19 protein-coding genes and 1 tRNA gene are annotated in these 13,940 nt (G+C 59.1%); 9 read left to right on the top strand and 11 right to left on the bottom strand.

Annotated features, from left to right (window positions below; all coding sequences use genetic code 11):
- Window positions 1–464: 464 nt before the first annotated feature.
- Together FQ668_RS12510 and FQ668_RS28980 are read right to left on the bottom strand one after the other, a co-directional pair.
- On the bottom strand, window positions 465–836 hold the full coding sequence (locus FQ668_RS12510) for a hypothetical protein (RefSeq protein ID WP_019438794.1): 372 nt from the start codon (window positions 834–836) through the stop codon (window positions 465–467).
- 942 nt (window positions 837–1,778) lie between these two features.
- A complete protein-coding gene (locus tag FQ668_RS28980; RefSeq protein WP_019438790.1) occupies window positions 1,779–2,078 on the bottom strand; it encodes a hypothetical protein in 300 nt (99 codons plus the stop codon).
- 308 nt (window positions 2,079–2,386) lie between these two features.
- On the opposite strand from FQ668_RS28980, the gene FQ668_RS29155 reads away from it, so the two are divergent.
- The 7 genes from FQ668_RS29155 to FQ668_RS12460 are packed head-to-tail and all read left to right on the top strand — an operon-like array spanning window position 2,387 to window position 5,167.
- The gene (locus FQ668_RS29155) at window positions 2,387–2,653 is read left to right on the top strand and encodes a hypothetical protein (protein ID WP_019438789.1); all 267 of its coding nucleotides are present in this window, start codon (window positions 2,387–2,389) and stop codon (window positions 2,651–2,653) included.
- On the top strand, window positions 2,653–2,946 hold the full coding sequence (locus FQ668_RS12480; protein WP_014591549.1) for a hypothetical protein: 294 nt from the start codon (window positions 2,653–2,655) through the stop codon (window positions 2,944–2,946). Before FQ668_RS29155 ends, FQ668_RS12480 begins: the two co-directional genes overlap by 1 nt.
- Window positions 2,903–3,274: a phage protein NinX family protein gene (locus FQ668_RS12475; protein ID WP_023389774.1), complete on the top strand. Its 372-nt coding sequence runs from the start codon at window positions 2,903–2,905 to the stop codon at window positions 3,272–3,274. Before FQ668_RS12480 ends, FQ668_RS12475 begins: the two co-directional genes overlap by 44 nt.
- Entirely contained in the window at window positions 3,271–3,471 is a 201-nt protein-coding gene (locus FQ668_RS12470) for a hypothetical protein (RefSeq protein ID WP_019438788.1), read from the top strand. The genes FQ668_RS12475 and FQ668_RS12470 overlap by 4 nt, the downstream gene beginning before the upstream one ends.
- A 50-nt stretch (window positions 3,472–3,521) precedes the next feature.
- Window positions 3,522–3,683 carry a hypothetical protein gene (locus tag FQ668_RS28545; RefSeq protein ID WP_019438787.1) on the top strand — a complete coding sequence of 54 codons (162 nt, stop codon included), beginning with the start codon at window positions 3,522–3,524 and terminating at the stop codon, window positions 3,681–3,683.
- Window positions 3,684–3,720: 37 nt separating this feature from the next.
- The gene (locus tag FQ668_RS12465; RefSeq protein WP_023389776.1) at window positions 3,721–4,047 is read left to right on the top strand and encodes a hypothetical protein; all 327 of its coding nucleotides are present in this window, start codon (window positions 3,721–3,723) and stop codon (window positions 4,045–4,047) included.
- Window positions 3,989–5,167 carry a tyrosine-type recombinase/integrase gene (locus FQ668_RS12460; protein WP_019438786.1) on the top strand — a complete coding sequence of 393 codons (1,179 nt, stop codon included), beginning with the start codon at window positions 3,989–3,991 and terminating at the stop codon, window positions 5,165–5,167. Before FQ668_RS12465 ends, FQ668_RS12460 begins: the two co-directional genes overlap by 59 nt.
- Window positions 5,168–5,236: 69 nt before the next feature.
- On the opposite strand, the gene FQ668_RS12455 is transcribed toward FQ668_RS12460, so the two are convergent.
- From FQ668_RS12455 to thrS, 9 genes are all read right to left on the bottom strand, one after another.
- A tRNA-Pro gene (locus tag FQ668_RS12455) sits at window positions 5,237–5,313 on the bottom strand.
- Between the two features lie 114 nt (window positions 5,314–5,427).
- Window positions 5,428–5,784, bottom strand: coding sequence for a MerR family transcriptional regulator (locus tag FQ668_RS12450; RefSeq protein ID WP_003250681.1), 357 nt, complete (start codon window positions 5,782–5,784; stop codon window positions 5,428–5,430).
- On the bottom strand, window positions 5,765–6,067 hold the full coding sequence (gene ihfA, locus FQ668_RS12445) for an integration host factor subunit alpha (RefSeq protein WP_003250679.1): 303 nt from the start codon (window positions 6,065–6,067) through the stop codon (window positions 5,765–5,767). Before ihfA ends, FQ668_RS12450 begins: the two co-directional genes overlap by 20 nt.
- A 4-nt stretch (window positions 6,068–6,071) precedes the next feature.
- Entirely contained in the window at window positions 6,072–8,453 is a 2,382-nt protein-coding gene (gene pheT, locus FQ668_RS12440) for a phenylalanine--tRNA ligase subunit beta (protein ID WP_019438785.1), read from the bottom strand.
- Window positions 8,454–8,484: 31 nt separating this feature from the next.
- A complete protein-coding gene (pheS, locus tag FQ668_RS12435; protein ID WP_003250674.1) occupies window positions 8,485–9,501 on the bottom strand; it encodes a phenylalanine--tRNA ligase subunit alpha in 1,017 nt (338 codons plus the stop codon).
- Between the two features lie 109 nt (window positions 9,502–9,610).
- The gene (rplT, locus tag FQ668_RS12430) at window positions 9,611–9,967 is read right to left on the bottom strand and encodes a 50S ribosomal protein L20 (protein WP_003250671.1); all 357 of its coding nucleotides are present in this window, start codon (window positions 9,965–9,967) and stop codon (window positions 9,611–9,613) included.
- A gap of 27 nt (window positions 9,968–9,994) precedes the next feature.
- On the bottom strand, window positions 9,995–10,189 hold the full coding sequence (gene rpmI, locus FQ668_RS12425; RefSeq protein ID WP_003250667.1) for a 50S ribosomal protein L35: 195 nt from the start codon (window positions 10,187–10,189) through the stop codon (window positions 9,995–9,997).
- Window positions 10,190–10,249: 60 nt separating this feature from the next.
- Window positions 10,250–10,801 carry a translation initiation factor IF-3 gene (infC, locus tag FQ668_RS12420; protein ID WP_012052879.1) on the bottom strand — a complete coding sequence of 184 codons (552 nt, stop codon included), beginning with the start codon at window positions 10,799–10,801 and terminating at the stop codon, window positions 10,250–10,252.
- On the bottom strand, window positions 10,801–12,723 hold the full coding sequence (gene thrS, locus FQ668_RS12415; protein ID WP_010953409.1) for a threonine--tRNA ligase: 1,923 nt from the start codon (window positions 12,721–12,723) through the stop codon (window positions 10,801–10,803). Before thrS ends, infC begins: the two co-directional genes overlap by 1 nt.
- A gap of 338 nt (window positions 12,724–13,061) precedes the next feature.
- On the opposite strand from thrS, the gene FQ668_RS12410 reads away from it, so the two are divergent.
- The gene (locus tag FQ668_RS12410; RefSeq protein WP_012052881.1) at window positions 13,062–13,367 is read left to right on the top strand and encodes a hypothetical protein; all 306 of its coding nucleotides are present in this window, start codon (window positions 13,062–13,064) and stop codon (window positions 13,365–13,367) included.
- Between the two features lie 162 nt (window positions 13,368–13,529).
- Complete coding sequence (locus FQ668_RS12405; RefSeq protein ID WP_003250656.1) at window positions 13,530–13,742, top strand: cold-shock protein; 213 nt, start codon at window positions 13,530–13,532, stop codon at window positions 13,740–13,742.
- Window positions 13,743–13,940: the final 198 nt, after the last annotated feature.

Raw genomic sequence — 13,940 nt, 5'->3', positions numbered from 1 at the left:
CCTGCTGACTACTGAACTTTTCCGAATTTGAAGCTTTTGGACGCTCATAAAACTCAGGTTCTAGTTCAGGCGTAGCGTCGGGATCGATATAGTCGTCTCTATCCTCTGGGCTAGATTTTTCCAACCCCTCACGCTTTTCTGTACCTGACCCGACTTCCAATTCAAGTCCCGGAGATCCATCTGGCTTGGAAATGTCACTAGACATAAGTACCTCTCATTAACTCAGAAATTCTGAGCTAAAGCGAGTATGCGCCCTAAGGTTGCCATAAGGTGGAATACCAGACCACCGGGGTAATTAAAAAGACCGGCGCAATTATGGAAATTTTGAGGGCCTATTTCGGGCAATAAAAAACCCGGCGCGGTGGCCGGGTTCTGTGTGTCACTCCTCAACACGCGCATGAATGACAGGATGAAGCAAAATTACGACATGGCGACATGATATTGCAAGCCCTTTTGAGGCCCTTTCACGCGGCCTCGTCGAATAGCACGCCAATCGCTTCAAGCATGTGCTGAGCCTCGGCCAGCGCCTCGTTTACCAGAGACTCCAGAGCGCCCTTGATGGCCCGATTCCAACGCTGATAGGTGCGCTCGGTCAGGCCCTGGGAATCCCAGTTAGTCATGTCGTAATTCGACTCGGCCAGGACGATCATCTCCCCCGGCTTCACCTCGGCCACGGCACGGGCGTGCTTGTTGGCGCGCTCAACGGCGGCGGCGGCAGCCTTGTTGCGCCAGTCCCACTGCCCTTCCTCCTCGTTCTCGCGTGGTTCGGGCGCCTTGAACTGAGGCACCTTGCGCTGAATCCCCTTCGTTTGCTGCGGAACCGCCCAGACCAGCACGGCCTACTGAGTGAAGCGCTTAGGCGCCGGGGTTGGCACGATGGCAATGAGCCGTCCAATTGAATCGATCTTGCGCCCCTTGTGCGTGCTGTACTTCGCCACCAGCGCATTCCAGTGTCGCGGGCTGAGCTGACCGATCCCACCGTCAGGCCTGATGACAAGGTTAGCGCCACCACCCACGGCATCGACCGCATGGTCGACTGGGCCAACACCGCGCGCGGCGGCCGCCAGTTTGACATGGTTGATCTAATCGCTCGGACTGACAGCCAGAACAGATGCTCATCGGCCTACGGCCTCTGCGAATAACCCTTTCCATTTAAAACTTCACGCCGCTTTGGCGAGGACCACCCATGTCTGCGTATTACAACGAAATCGACCAATACGCTGCGCAGTGGCTCCGAAATCTGATCGCAGCGGGCCACATCGCGCCAGGTGACGTTGACGATCGATCGATCGAGGATGTTCACCCAGATGACCTCAAGCCCTACACCCAATGCCACTTCTTCGCCGGCGTCGGCGTTTGGTCCTACGCCTGCGGGCGTCAGTGCTCCGCATATCCGAGACCGCACGTACTGGGTGGCCCACGCCAACAGCTATGGACGCAAATCGCGGGGCAAAGGACGCTCGACCGTGGGATACCGGGCGACCGCTGAATCAGATCGCAGCGCTGGCCAGCTGGGTCACCCCGACCACCAGGGACTGGAAGGACACGCCGGGAATGACAGCTCAGCGGGATGGAACGGACCGAGTGGACCAGCTTCCGCGGCAAGCGTACCTGTGCGGCTGGCCAACCCCTCTGGCAACGGATGGGGACAAAGCGGACGCAACTCTTCCTGTGGTTCTCAAGCGCATTGAGCAGATGGGCCACATGGCAGCTTTCATGCGCGCTGAATGCTCGGCGGAGCACATTTGTACTCCGCCAGGCATTGACCTCTCTTCCCACTAGTTCGAGCAGGCGACCTGGTCAAATTTTGGTTGAGGATCAGTGGCGATCCGGCGAGCCCGACCAACACCCCAGGCCAAAGCCCTGGTCATGGATTCACCGGGGCGGGAGTCGAACGCCTCTTCATGCAGAGCCATACCGCTTGCGGCATATACCCCAATGAACATCTGCGTGTTACCTGTCCGCGACAGTCGCACCTGTACATCTATAAGTGTTCCGTCAACGAGCGTTTCGTCATGAGTCCTATGGTGAAGCGTCGGGTCAGCCCAAGACCAAAAAACATCACCGCGAATTCTCATGTCGACCTCCTACGACTTTGGTTGTATGTGATGGCGAACCTTCACCTTAGCGAAAGCGAGGCGAGACGCAATCGCGGTTCCCAAGATTGAGAACTGAATCGGACCACCGGCCGATTTTCTTGTACCAAAACAGAATCTTGTACAACTTACTGCCGCGATATGGCGGCCAAGGACGAAGTCATGCCCGTAGAAAAGAAACCGGCTTGGCCGGACCACTTCCGCTACATCGATTCCATCGGCCCCCGAAGGCGTCACGATCGTGTGCCGGCGCTACGTGGTGGTCCGCAAGAGGCAGCGAGGGTTATGCCATGGCGCGCCAGGAAGCCACCGGGAAAGTTTGGGGCAACGCCAAACGAGTATCGAAAAACTCCTGGCGCCGGTTCGCCTCCCCCCGCAAAGAGGAGGCGCTGAGCAGTTACAAGGCCAGAAAACGCCAACAGCTAAGCCATGCCGAGCTGGCTCTAGAGCGGGCCAAGGCCGCCCTGGCAGACATCAAGGATCTGGAAGCGATCAACGACGAGCACCTGTGCGCCGGCGGCGATTACATCAGAGAACTCAACTGGGTGGACTGCTGATGACCCGCCTCGCCCTCTGCCTCCTGTTGCTGGCCACCGGCGCCAGCGCAGAACAGTTCACCCCCAATGTCGAGGTCATCCACGACGACAAGCGCGCCGTCACCTGCTGGGTCTACAGCGGCCACTACTACAAGGGCGGCATCAGTTGGATCCCCGACAGCCAGCTGCAGGCCGGCAACGAGCGCCAGCTCTCCCCGCACGAAACACAACCCGAACCTACACCCGCACTGGCGCCTGGGCGCTGGACTGATGAGAGGTATCAGCCATCGCAAGGTCTCGCCCCTGTTCCTTGAGCCGCCCGGATACAACGGGGTGCCCTGGCGCGTGTTCGCCCGGTACCAGGGCCAGGCCATCGAGCACACCAAACGCTACAACCCGTGGGAAGACTGGGCGCTGGGCGGGCCCCTGGCTGTGAAATATCAGGTCTCGCTCATCCCAGAAGCCCATGAAGGGCCCGAGGGCACTGAGATGTCGGAGCGCTGGCGGGCCAGTGTTTACTACAAGGCCGGCGAGCACTACGGCACGGACTATTGTGGCACGGCCCTGATTGCGGCGTGTCAGGCAGTGGTCGCAACTGAGTTCGGCGATACCGTCCAGGTGCCGAAGGAGCTGATGCCATGAGGAGGCTGGTCTATCGCATCAACCGCTGGCTGCCGTTCGGCGGCCTGCCGATCGCCCGCGTTTGCCAGGGCAGGAACACCTGCACCCTCTACAAGAACGGGTGGGTGCTGATCAGCGACGGAAAGAGCACCGACGCTCTCCCGATCAACTTCACCAGCCAGGCGCTGGTCGACGCGTTCGCCGCCGAATTCGCCTAACCCTCCCTCCACTACTCAAGCCCGCCGACCTGCGCGGGCGAGGATGACCTATGTCCGATATCACCGTGAAGTGCTGCCGTTGCCGCAACAAGCACAAGGAGAGCGAGCGGATTCCAGCCCCATGCAAATGGGCGGAAGGCCTCAGCACCATGGTCTGCCCGCGCTGCAGGGCAACCGAGTACTACCGCGTCGAGCCTGCGCCAGCAGCCTGACCACCAACCTACCGCCACCGGCGGTGTGGAGACACACATGGCGAATGCCACAGCAGCAAAGCCCACAAGCATTCAGCCGCGGTTCATCCGGTTCGGCGATGCACCTGGATATCTCGGCATGTGCCGGGATGAGTTCAACAAGACGGTCAGGCCGAACGTGCGGGAATTCCCCATCGGAAAACAGGGCGTGGCCTTTGACCGCCAGGAGCTTGATGAGTGGGCGGACGCCTACATCGAAGCCAAGGCGATCGAAAAAGCCACCGGACAGGACAACAATCGGCCCCGCAGCGCCGAGGAGATGATACATGGCGCGAAAAACGATCACTGGCCTCTACGAGAAGGGCGGTGTCTGGCAAATCGATAAAGTCTACAAAGGGGAGCGAATTCGAGAAAGTACTGGAACTGGTGACCGGGAAGAAGCAGAGCAGTACCTGATCCACAAGCTCGAGCAACTGCGTCAAAGGAAGGTGTATGGCGTTCGGCAGGTGCATACCTGGGAGGAGGCGGCAATGCGCTACCTCCTTGAGGTCAAGGATCAGCCATCCATCCACCTGACTGCCTTGTGCATGAAGCAGCTTCATCCATACCTGGGCCATCTGCCGCTGACGCACATCGATGACCAGGCGCTGGAGCCGTTTATCAGGGACCGGCAGACAGAAAAGGTTCTGCCGGATGGGACCATTGAAAAGGCCGTAAGCAACCGGACGATTAACATCGCAATTGAGCGCGCGGTCCGGGTTTTGACGCTATGCGCCAGGAAGTGGCGAGACGACGATCGCCGGCCATGGCTGGACAGTGTGCCCATGCTGAGGAAGCTCGAAGAGAAGAAGTCGAGCCGTAAGCCCTACCCAATGTCATGGGAAGAGCAGTCGATCCTCTTCAACGAGTTACCGGGCCACCTACAAACGATGGCCCTGTTCAAGGTAAACACGGGCTGTCGGGAGCAAGAGGTGTGCAAGCTGAGGTGGGATTGGGAGATATCGGTGCCGGAACTGGGAACCAGTGTTTTCCTGATCCCTGCTGACTTCGGCGGGAGACACGCCCGGTCGGGCGTAAAGAATGGCGACGAGCGCCTGGTGGTGCTGAACAACGTAGCCAAGTCGATTATTGAAAGGCAGCGTGGGATCAGCAAGGAATGGGTATTCCCATACAACGGCACCGCGATGCACCGGATGAACGACTCGGCATGGAAGAAGGCACGGGTGAGAGCGGCGAAACTCTGGCAGGAGGAAAACCTTCGCCCCGCTCACCCTGGATATGCCTCGATCAGGATTCACGACTTGAAGCACACCTTCGGTCGACGACTGCGGGCAGCAGGCGTTACTGAAGAGGATCGGAAGTCACTGCTCGGGCACAAGAACGGCAGCATCACCAGCCACTACTCCGGCGCTGAGCTGGGCAAGCTGATTGAGGCTGCGAACATGGTATCAACAACTGACTCTCGCGGGCCGGTGTTGACGATCTTGAAGAGGAAAATCGGATGAAGTCCCGAAAAACTCCCCACATGCAAAAACGAAAAAGCCACCCGAAGGTGGCTAAGTCGTTGAAATATATGGTCGGGACGGAGTGATTCGAACACTCGACCCCTTGCACCCCATGCAAGTGCGCTACCGGGCTGCGCTACGCCCCGACTGGGCTTTGAAGCATGTTCTCAATCTTGCCGAGAACGTTGAAGAATGTACCCTAACCTCCTGATAAATGAAAGCTTTTTCTCAAAAAATTTTCCACTCATCAGAAACCCGGCTTACTTCTTCAAAACCACCAACACATCCTCCAATTCAACAATCATCTGCCGAATCAGCTGCTTGTACTGGCTGGATTCATCTTTAGCCTCATCACTGGAGAGCCTCAACCGCGCCCCGCCAATGGTGAACCCCTGATCATACAGCAGCGCACGAATCTGGCGGATCATCAGCACATCTTGGCGCTGGTAATACCGCCGGTTCCCCCGCCGCTTCACAGGGTTCAGCTGGTCGAACTCCTGCTCCCAATACCGCAGCACGTGTGGCTTTACGGCACACAACTCGCTCACTTCACCAATGGTGAAGTAGCGCTTGCCCGGTATGGGGGGCAGTTCGTCGTTATGGCTTGGTTCCAGCATAGGCCTCAACCCGGGCCTTCAATTTCTGCCCTGGACGAAAGGTGACGACGCGCCGTGCGGTGATCGGGATCTCTTCCCCTGTCTTGGGGTTGCGGCCCGGCCGCTGGCGTTTGTCGCGAAGGTCGAAGTTGCCGAAACCGGACAGCTTGACCTGCTCGTTCTCTTCAAGTGCGTGCCGAATTTCTTCGAAAAACAGCTCGACCAGCTCCTTGGCCTCACGCTTGTTAAGCCCCAGCTCCTCGTACAGCCTTTCGGCCATCTCAGCTTTCGTCAGAGCACCCATGCCGTTATTTCCTTAACGTGGTGTTCAACCTTTGTTCGAGCGAGGTGAGGATGTTTTGCAGGGTAGTGTTCACCTCATCGTCGTTAAGAGTGCGCGATGGATGCTGCCAGGTCAAGCCGACGGCAAGGCTTTTTCTATCAGGATCAATGCCTTTACCTTGGTACACATCAAACAGCCTGAGGTCTGTGAGCCATTCGCCTGCATTGTCACGAATTAATTCAAGCACCGCGCTAGAAGCCACCTCACGTCCTGCGATCAAAGCCAGGTCGCGGCGGGTTTCCGGGAACTTGGACAGTTCGCTGAATTTCGGCAGGCGGCCTTCGACCACGTCGCCCAGCACCAGCTCGAACAGGAACACCGGGCGGTCCAGGCCCAAGGCCTTGGCCAGCTCTGGGTGGATGGCGCCGAGGTAGCCGACCAGTTTGCCGTCACGCTCGATGGCAGCGGTCTGGCCTGGGTGCAGGGCTGGGTGTTTGCCGGCGCTGAAGGTGAAGTCACTCAGGGCGCCGGAGTAACCCAGCAGGGCTTCCACGTCGGCTTTGACGTCGAAGAAGTCGACGCCGTCGCGGCCGTTGGCCCAGCCTTCTGGCAGGCGGCTGCCGGTGATGACGCCGGCAATCATTGGCTGCTGCTGCAGGTCACCCAGTTGGCCGACAAAGCGCAGGCCGCTTTCGAACAGGCGCACGCGGTCTTGCTGGCGGTTCAGGTTGTGCTGCAGTGCCTTGACCAGGCCCGGCCACAGCGAGGCGCGCATGGCGGCCATGTCGCTGGAGATGGGGTTGGCCAGCAGCAGCGGCTCTACGCCCGGGCTGAACAGTTCGAACAGTTTCGGATCGATGAAGCTGTAGGTGATGGCTTCCTGGTAGCCGCGGGCAACCAGCAGGCGGCGCAGGGTCGGCAGGTCACCGCGGGTTTCCGGCTTGCCCTGTGGGGCCAGGCGGGCTTGCGGGTAACGAACCGGCAGGTTGTTGTAGCCGTACAGACGGGCCAGCTCTTCGATCAGGTCCACTTCCAGGCTGATGTCGAAGCGGTGGCTTGGCACGCGGACGGTCCACTGCCCTTCCCCGCTCTTGGTCGTGGTCAGCTCGAGGGCGTTGAGCAGCTGCTCGACCTGGGCCGGCTCCATTTCCATGCCAAGCATCTGGGTGATGCGTTCGGCACGCAGGGTGACCGGGGCTACTTGTGGCAGGTGCTGTTCGCTGACCGCTTCGACCACAGGGCCGGCTTCGCCGCCAACGATGTCCAGCAGCAACTGGGTGGCGCGCTCCATGGCTTCGCGGGCCAGTTGCGAGTCGACGCCGCGCTCGTAGCGGTGCGATGCATCGGTGTGCAGGCCGTAGGAACGGGCTTTACCGGCGACGGAAATCGGCTCGAAGAAGGCGCTTTCCAGGAACAGGTCGCGGGTTTTTTCGGTGTTCACACCGCTGTGCTCGCCACCCATGACGCCGGCGATGGCCAAGGCGCGGGTGTGGTCGGCAATGACCAGGGTGTCGGCACGCAGGGCAACTTCCTGGCCGTCGAGCAGGACGAGCTTTTCGCCCTCTTCGGCCATGCGCACGCGGATGCCGCCGTTGATTTCTGCCAGGTCGAAGGCATGCATCGGCTGGCCGAGTTCGAGCATCACGTAGTTGGTGATGTCGACGGCGGCGTCGATGCTGCGAACGTCGCTGCGGCGCAGGCGTTCAACCATCCACAGTGGGGTTGGCTTGCTCAGGTCGACGTTACGGATAACGCGGCCCAGGTAGCGCGGGCAGGCAGCCGGGGCGCTGACTTCGACCGGGCGCACTTCGTCATGGGCGGCCGCTACGGCTGGCACCACCGGGCGGGTGACCGGGGTGTCGTACAGGGCGCTGACGTCGCGGGCCAGGCCGGCGATGGACAGGCAGTCGCCGCGGTTCGGGGTCAGGCCGATTTCGATGCTGGCATCATCCAGGCTCAGGTACGTGCGAATGTCTTCGCCAACCGGAGCGTCGGCAGCCAGTTCCAGCAGGCCGTCGTTTTCTTCGCTGATCTGCAGTTCGGCAGCCGAGCACAGCATGCCGAAGGACTCGACACCGCGCAGCTTGGCCTTCTTGATCTTGAAGTCGCCTGGCAGTTCGGCACCGATCATGGCGAACGGGATCTTGATGCCTGGGCGGGCGTTAGGGGCGCCGCACACAACCTGGAAGGTTTCCTGGCCGCTACTTACCTGGCAAACGCGCAGCTTGTCGGCGTCCGGGTGTTGCTCGGTGGCGAGAATTTCGCCCACGACGATGCCGCTGAACTGGCCGGCAGCGGGGGTAACGCTGTCAACTTCGAGGCCGGCCATGGACAGGCGGGCGACCAGTTCGTCACGGGAGACTTGCGGGTTGACCCAACCGCGCAGCCACTGTTCACTGAATTTCATGCTGTTCTCCTGAAAGTTGCGTCGATTGGGCCTAGCGGAATTGGGCTAGGAACCGCAGGTCGTTGTCGAAGAACAGACGCAAATCGTTGACGCCATAGCGCAGCATGGCCAGGCGCTCGGCACCCATGCCGAAGGCGAAGCCCTGGAACTCTTCTGGGTCGATGCCGGACATGCGCAACACATTCGGGTGCACCATGCCGCAGCCCATCACTTCCAGCCAGCCGGTTTGTTTGCACACACGGCAGCCGTTGCCGGAACACATCACGCACTGGATGTCGACTTCTGCAGACGGCTCGGTGAAGGGGAAGAACGATGGGCGGAAACGGACCGCCAGTTCTTTCTCGAAGAATACGCGCAGGAATTCTTCGATGGTGCCCTTGAGGTCGGCGAAGTTGATATCGCGATCGATCAGCAGGCCTTCGACCTGGTGGAACATCGGCGAGTGGGTGATATCCGAGTCGCAGCGGTATACGCGGCCCGGGCACACAATGCGGATGGGCGGCTGGGTGGACTCCATGGTCCGCACCTGCACCGGCGAGGTGTGGGTACGCAGCAGCATGTTGGCATTGAAGTAGAAGGTGTCGTGCATCGCCCGCGCCGGGTGGTGGCCAGGGATGTTGAGCGCTTCGAAGTTGTGGTAGTCGTCTTCCACCTCTGGGCCTTCGGCAATGCCGTAACCAATGTGGGTGAAGAACTGCTCGATGCGCTCGAGTGTACGAGTGATCGGGTGCAGGCCACCGGTGGCCTGGCCGCGGCCTGGCAGGGTGACGTCAATGCATTCGGCAGCCAGGCGAGCGCTGAGCTCAGCCTCTTCAAAGGCAGCCTTGCGGGCATTGAGCACAACGGTGACGCGCTCTTTGGCGTCGTTGATCAGCGCGCCGACTTTCGGCCGCTCTTCGGCTGGCAGGTTGCCCAGGGTCTTCATCACCTGGGTCAGTTCGCCCTTCTTGCCGAGATAATTAACCCGGATCTGTTCCAGGGCGTTGATGTCTTCAGCGCGCTCCACGGCCTCTAGGGCTTGGGAGACCAGCGCATCCAGGTTTTCCATGTACAGACTCCAGATACGAAAATAGGGGAAGAGCTTTGAAGGCTCTTCCCCTATCGATGACGTTCAATGCCCGGCAGCGCTAGCACCGCCGGGTGATTGTCGCGGGTACTTAAGCCAGAACGGCTTTAGCTTTCTCGACAATCGCAGCAAACGCCGCTTTTTCGTTCACTGCCAGATCAGCCAGAACCTTACGGTCGATTTCGATCGAAGCCTTTTTCAGGCCAGCAATCAGACGGCTGTAGGACAGACCGTTGGTGCGGGCACCGGCGTTGATACGAGCGATCCACAGTGCGCGGAACTGACGCTTCTTCTGGCGACGGTCGCGGTAGGCGTATTGGCCTGCCTTGATGACCGCTTGCTTGGCTACACGGAATACGCGCGAACGTGCACCGTAGTAACCTTTAGCCAGTTTCAGAATTTTTTTGTGACGCTTACGAGCGATAACGCCGCGCTTAACACGAGCCATGAGTAACTTCCTCTATCTTAACCAGAATTAACGAACGCGCAGCATGCGCTCGACTTTTGCGACGTCGGACGGGTGCAGCAAGCTGGCACCGCGCAGTTGACGCTTACGCTTGGTCGACATTTTGGTCAGGATGTGGCTCTTGAAAGCGTGCTTGTGCTTGAAGCCCGAAGCTGTCTTCAGGAAGCGCTTCGCAGCACCGCTCTTGGTTTTCATTTTTGGCATGTTGGAACTCCGCATTCGATAAAATTACACATAATCATCAGGCCTGCCGTGCCCGGGAGATTACTTCTTTTTCTTGGGGGCGATGACCATCATAAGCTGGCGTCCTTCCATCTTCGGATGCTGCTCAACGGTGCCGTATTCGGCGAGGTCGGCTTCGACCCGCTTCAACAGCTCCATGCCCAGCTCCTGGTGGGCCATCTCACGACCACGGAATCTCAGAGAGATCTTGGCCTTGTCCCCATCGGTAAGGAAACGTACCAGGTTGCGTAGTTTTACCTGGTAATCCCCATCCTCCGTCCCTGGACGAAACTTGATTTCTTTGATCTGGATCTGCTTCTGGTTTTTCTTGGCTTCGTTAGCCTGCTTCTTCTTCTCGAAGAGGTGCTTGCCGTAGTCCATGACCTTGCAAACGGGTGGTACCGCGTCTGCAGAGATTTCTACCAGGTCCAGCTTCGCTTCATCAGCGATACGCAGCGCTTCATCAATCGAGACGATGCCAACCTGCTCGCCGTCTGCGCCAATTAACCGAACCTCGCGGGCCGAGATATTCTCGTTGATCGGGGCCTTCGGTACAGCACGCTTATCGTTTCTCATTTCACGCTTAATAGTCATTACTCCGATTCTTGGCGACCACGCCGGGAAACCGCTTGTGTCAGCAGCTCAACGAATTGGGCGACGGGCATGGAGCCCAGGTCTGCGCCTTCGCGAGTACGCACAGCGACGGTTTGCGTTTCGACTTCGCGGTCCCCTATAACCAAAAGGTACGGGACCTTGAGCAAAGTATGCTCGCGGATTTTAAAGCCGATCTTCTCATTTCTCAAGTCCGACTTGGCACGGAAACCGCTTCCGTTCAGAGATTTCTCAACCTCAAGGGCGAAATCGGCCTGCTTGTCGGTGATATTCATGATCACCGCCTGGGTCGGGGCCAGCCACGCCGGGAATACGCCAGCGTAGTGCTCGATCAGCATGCCGATGAAGCGCTCGAACGAACCGAGGATAGCGCGGTGCAGCATGACCGGGCGAACTCGGCTGTTATCTTCGGCGATATAGCTGGCATCCAGACGCTCTGGCAGGTTCGGGTCGTACTGCAGGGTACCGCACTGCCAGTTACGGCCGAGGCAGTCGCGCAGGGTAAACTCGATTTTCGGGCCGTAGAAGGCCCCCTCGCCCGGCTGGTATTCCCACTCAAGGCCGGATTCGTTCAGGGCGTCGGCCAGTGCTGTTTCAGCACGGTCCCACAACTCTTCGGAACCGACACGCTTGGCCGGACGAGTGGACAGTTTCATGGCGATGTCGCTGAAACCGAAGTCCTTGTACACGTCCAGGGTCAGCTTGATGAAGTCGGCGGCTTCTTTCTTCACCTGATCTTCGGTGCAGAAAATGTGCGCATCGTCCTGTACGAAGCCACGCACGCGCATAATGCCGTGCAGTGCGCCGGACGGCTCGTTACGGTGGCAGGCACCGAACTCAGCCAGACGCAGTGGCAGGTCGCGATAGCTTTTCAGGCCCTGGTTGAACACCTGCACGTGGCACGGGCAGTTCATCGGTTTTACCGCGTAGTCACGGCTTTCCGACGAAGTGGTGAACATGTTCTCGGCATAGTTGGACCAGTGGCCGGAACGCTCCCACAGGATGCGGTCGACAACCTGCGGGGTCTTGATTTCCTGGTAGCCGTTTTCGCGCTGCACGCCACGCATGTACTGCTCGAGTACCTGGTAGACGGTCCAGCCGTTGGCGTGCCAGAACACCATGCCCGGGGCTTCTTCCTGCAGGTGGAACAGGTCGAGCTGCTTGCCGATCTTGCGGTGGTCGCGTTTTTCGGCTTCTTCGATGCGCTGGATGTACGCAGCCAGCTGCTTCTTGTCAGCCCAGGCCGTGCCGTACACGCGCTGCAGTTGCTCGTTCTTGGCATCGCCACGCCAGTAGGCGCCGGACAGCTTGGTCAGCTTGAATGCCTTGAGGAAGCGGGTGTTCGGCACGTGCGGGCCGCGGCACATGTCGACGTATTCTTCGTGGTAGTACAGGCCCATGGCCTGTTCATCCGGCATATCTTCGACCAGACGCAGTTTGTAGTCTTCGCCACGGGCCTTGAACACATCGATGACTTCGGCGCGCGGGGTCATTTTCTTGACCACGTCGTAGTCTTTTTCGATCAGCTCCATCATGCGCTTTTCGATGGCGGCCATGTCTTCTGGGGTGAAGGGGCGTTCGTAGGCGATGTCGTAATAGAAGCCTTCGTCAATGACCGGGCCGATCACCATCTTGGCGGTCGGGTACAGCTGCTTCACGGCGTGGCCAACCAAGTGGGCGCACGAGTGACGAATGATCTCCAGTCCCTCTTCATCTTTAGGGGTGATGATCTGCAGGGTGGCGTCGTTGCTGATCAGGTCACACGCATCGACCAGCTTGCCGTCGACCTTGCCGGCAACGGTGGCCTTGGCCAGGCCAGCGCCGATGGAAGCGGCTACTTCGGCTACGGATACGGCGTGATCGAACGAACGTTGACTGCCATCGGGAAGAGTAATAACGGGCATGGCGCCTCCTCTCCTAGTGGTGACCCCTACCAAAGGTCACGTGGGTTGGGATGAGCCAGTACAAGATCCGACCTGCCTTCCGGTAAAAGGAAGCCTGCCCCACAGTGGCAGAAGCCTTTCGGCTTGTCAGGGACGAACCAGAGTGACTGGAAAGAAAAAAGATAGCTGCAGCCGGCAACAGCGCGACCGCAAGCCGAGCATGCTAGCACGCGGGTTGCACCCCAGGCAGAAATATTTGGAAATTGCACCGCAGCGGTGAACTAACGCGGAAAAATACCGCTCAGACTTTGGGAAGCAACCTACTCTTGATGAGACCTAAACCCAAGGAGTAACTGGTGATGCGAGTTCCGTCTCTTCTGGCCCTGGCGGCCGCTGGCGCCCTGCTGCTGCCCGTGGCCGCGAACGCCGGCAACTTCCCAGCCGGGAAGGAGGCCGCCTACATGACCCAGTGCACGCAAGTGGCCAGCGGCCAGGGCGTTGACGCTGCCACCGCGAAAAAACACTGCGACTGCGGCGCGCAAGCCATCAAAAAGAACTTCACCGACGCCGAGATTGCCGACCTCGACAGTAAAGACGGCGTTGACGCCAAGCTGATGCAGAAGGCGCAGTCGGTGGTGAAACAGGCCTGCGCACCGAAGAGCTGAAACCTTAAAGCCGGTGATGGCCAGCCATTCTTTGAGCTGGATCAATATCCTGCGAAGGTAAAAGGCGCTAGATGCGCAGAATTAGACTATGATGTATCTCGTGCTCCGTAGCCTCGGCCGCATTGCACCACTGAAAAAACTAAATGTTCTGGAGATTCACCCATGTCCAATCGCCAACAAGGCACCGTCAAATGGTTCAATGATGAGAAAGGCTACGGCTTCATCACCCCAGCAGGCGGCGGCGACGACCTGTTCGTACACTTCAAAGCCATCGAATCTGACGGCTTCAAGAGCCTGAAAGAAGGCCAGACTGTTTCCTTCGTCGCCGAGCGCGGCCAGAAGGGCATGCAGGCTGCACAGGTTCGTCCGGAGTAATTCGGATAGCTGTAAAAAAACCCGCCCTTGTGGCGGGTTTTTTTATGGGTGATGCATCATCTGAGTGGGGCGGGATTGCCTGCGAAACAGATTGTAGGGTGAATGGCACGGGCTTTGCCCGTGTTCGCGGGTGAACCCGCTCCTACAGGCGACCGCGCAGGCTTTTCACATTTTGCGCAAGGCAGTTGCCCGCGCGTG

Origin of the sequence: Pseudomonas sp. Kh14 (assembly GCF_900291005.1) — a bacterium.
Taxonomy (GTDB): domain Bacteria; phylum Pseudomonadota; class Gammaproteobacteria; order Pseudomonadales; family Pseudomonadaceae; genus Aquipseudomonas; species Aquipseudomonas alloputida.
This window is presented reverse-complemented; position numbering and strand designations above follow the sequence as displayed.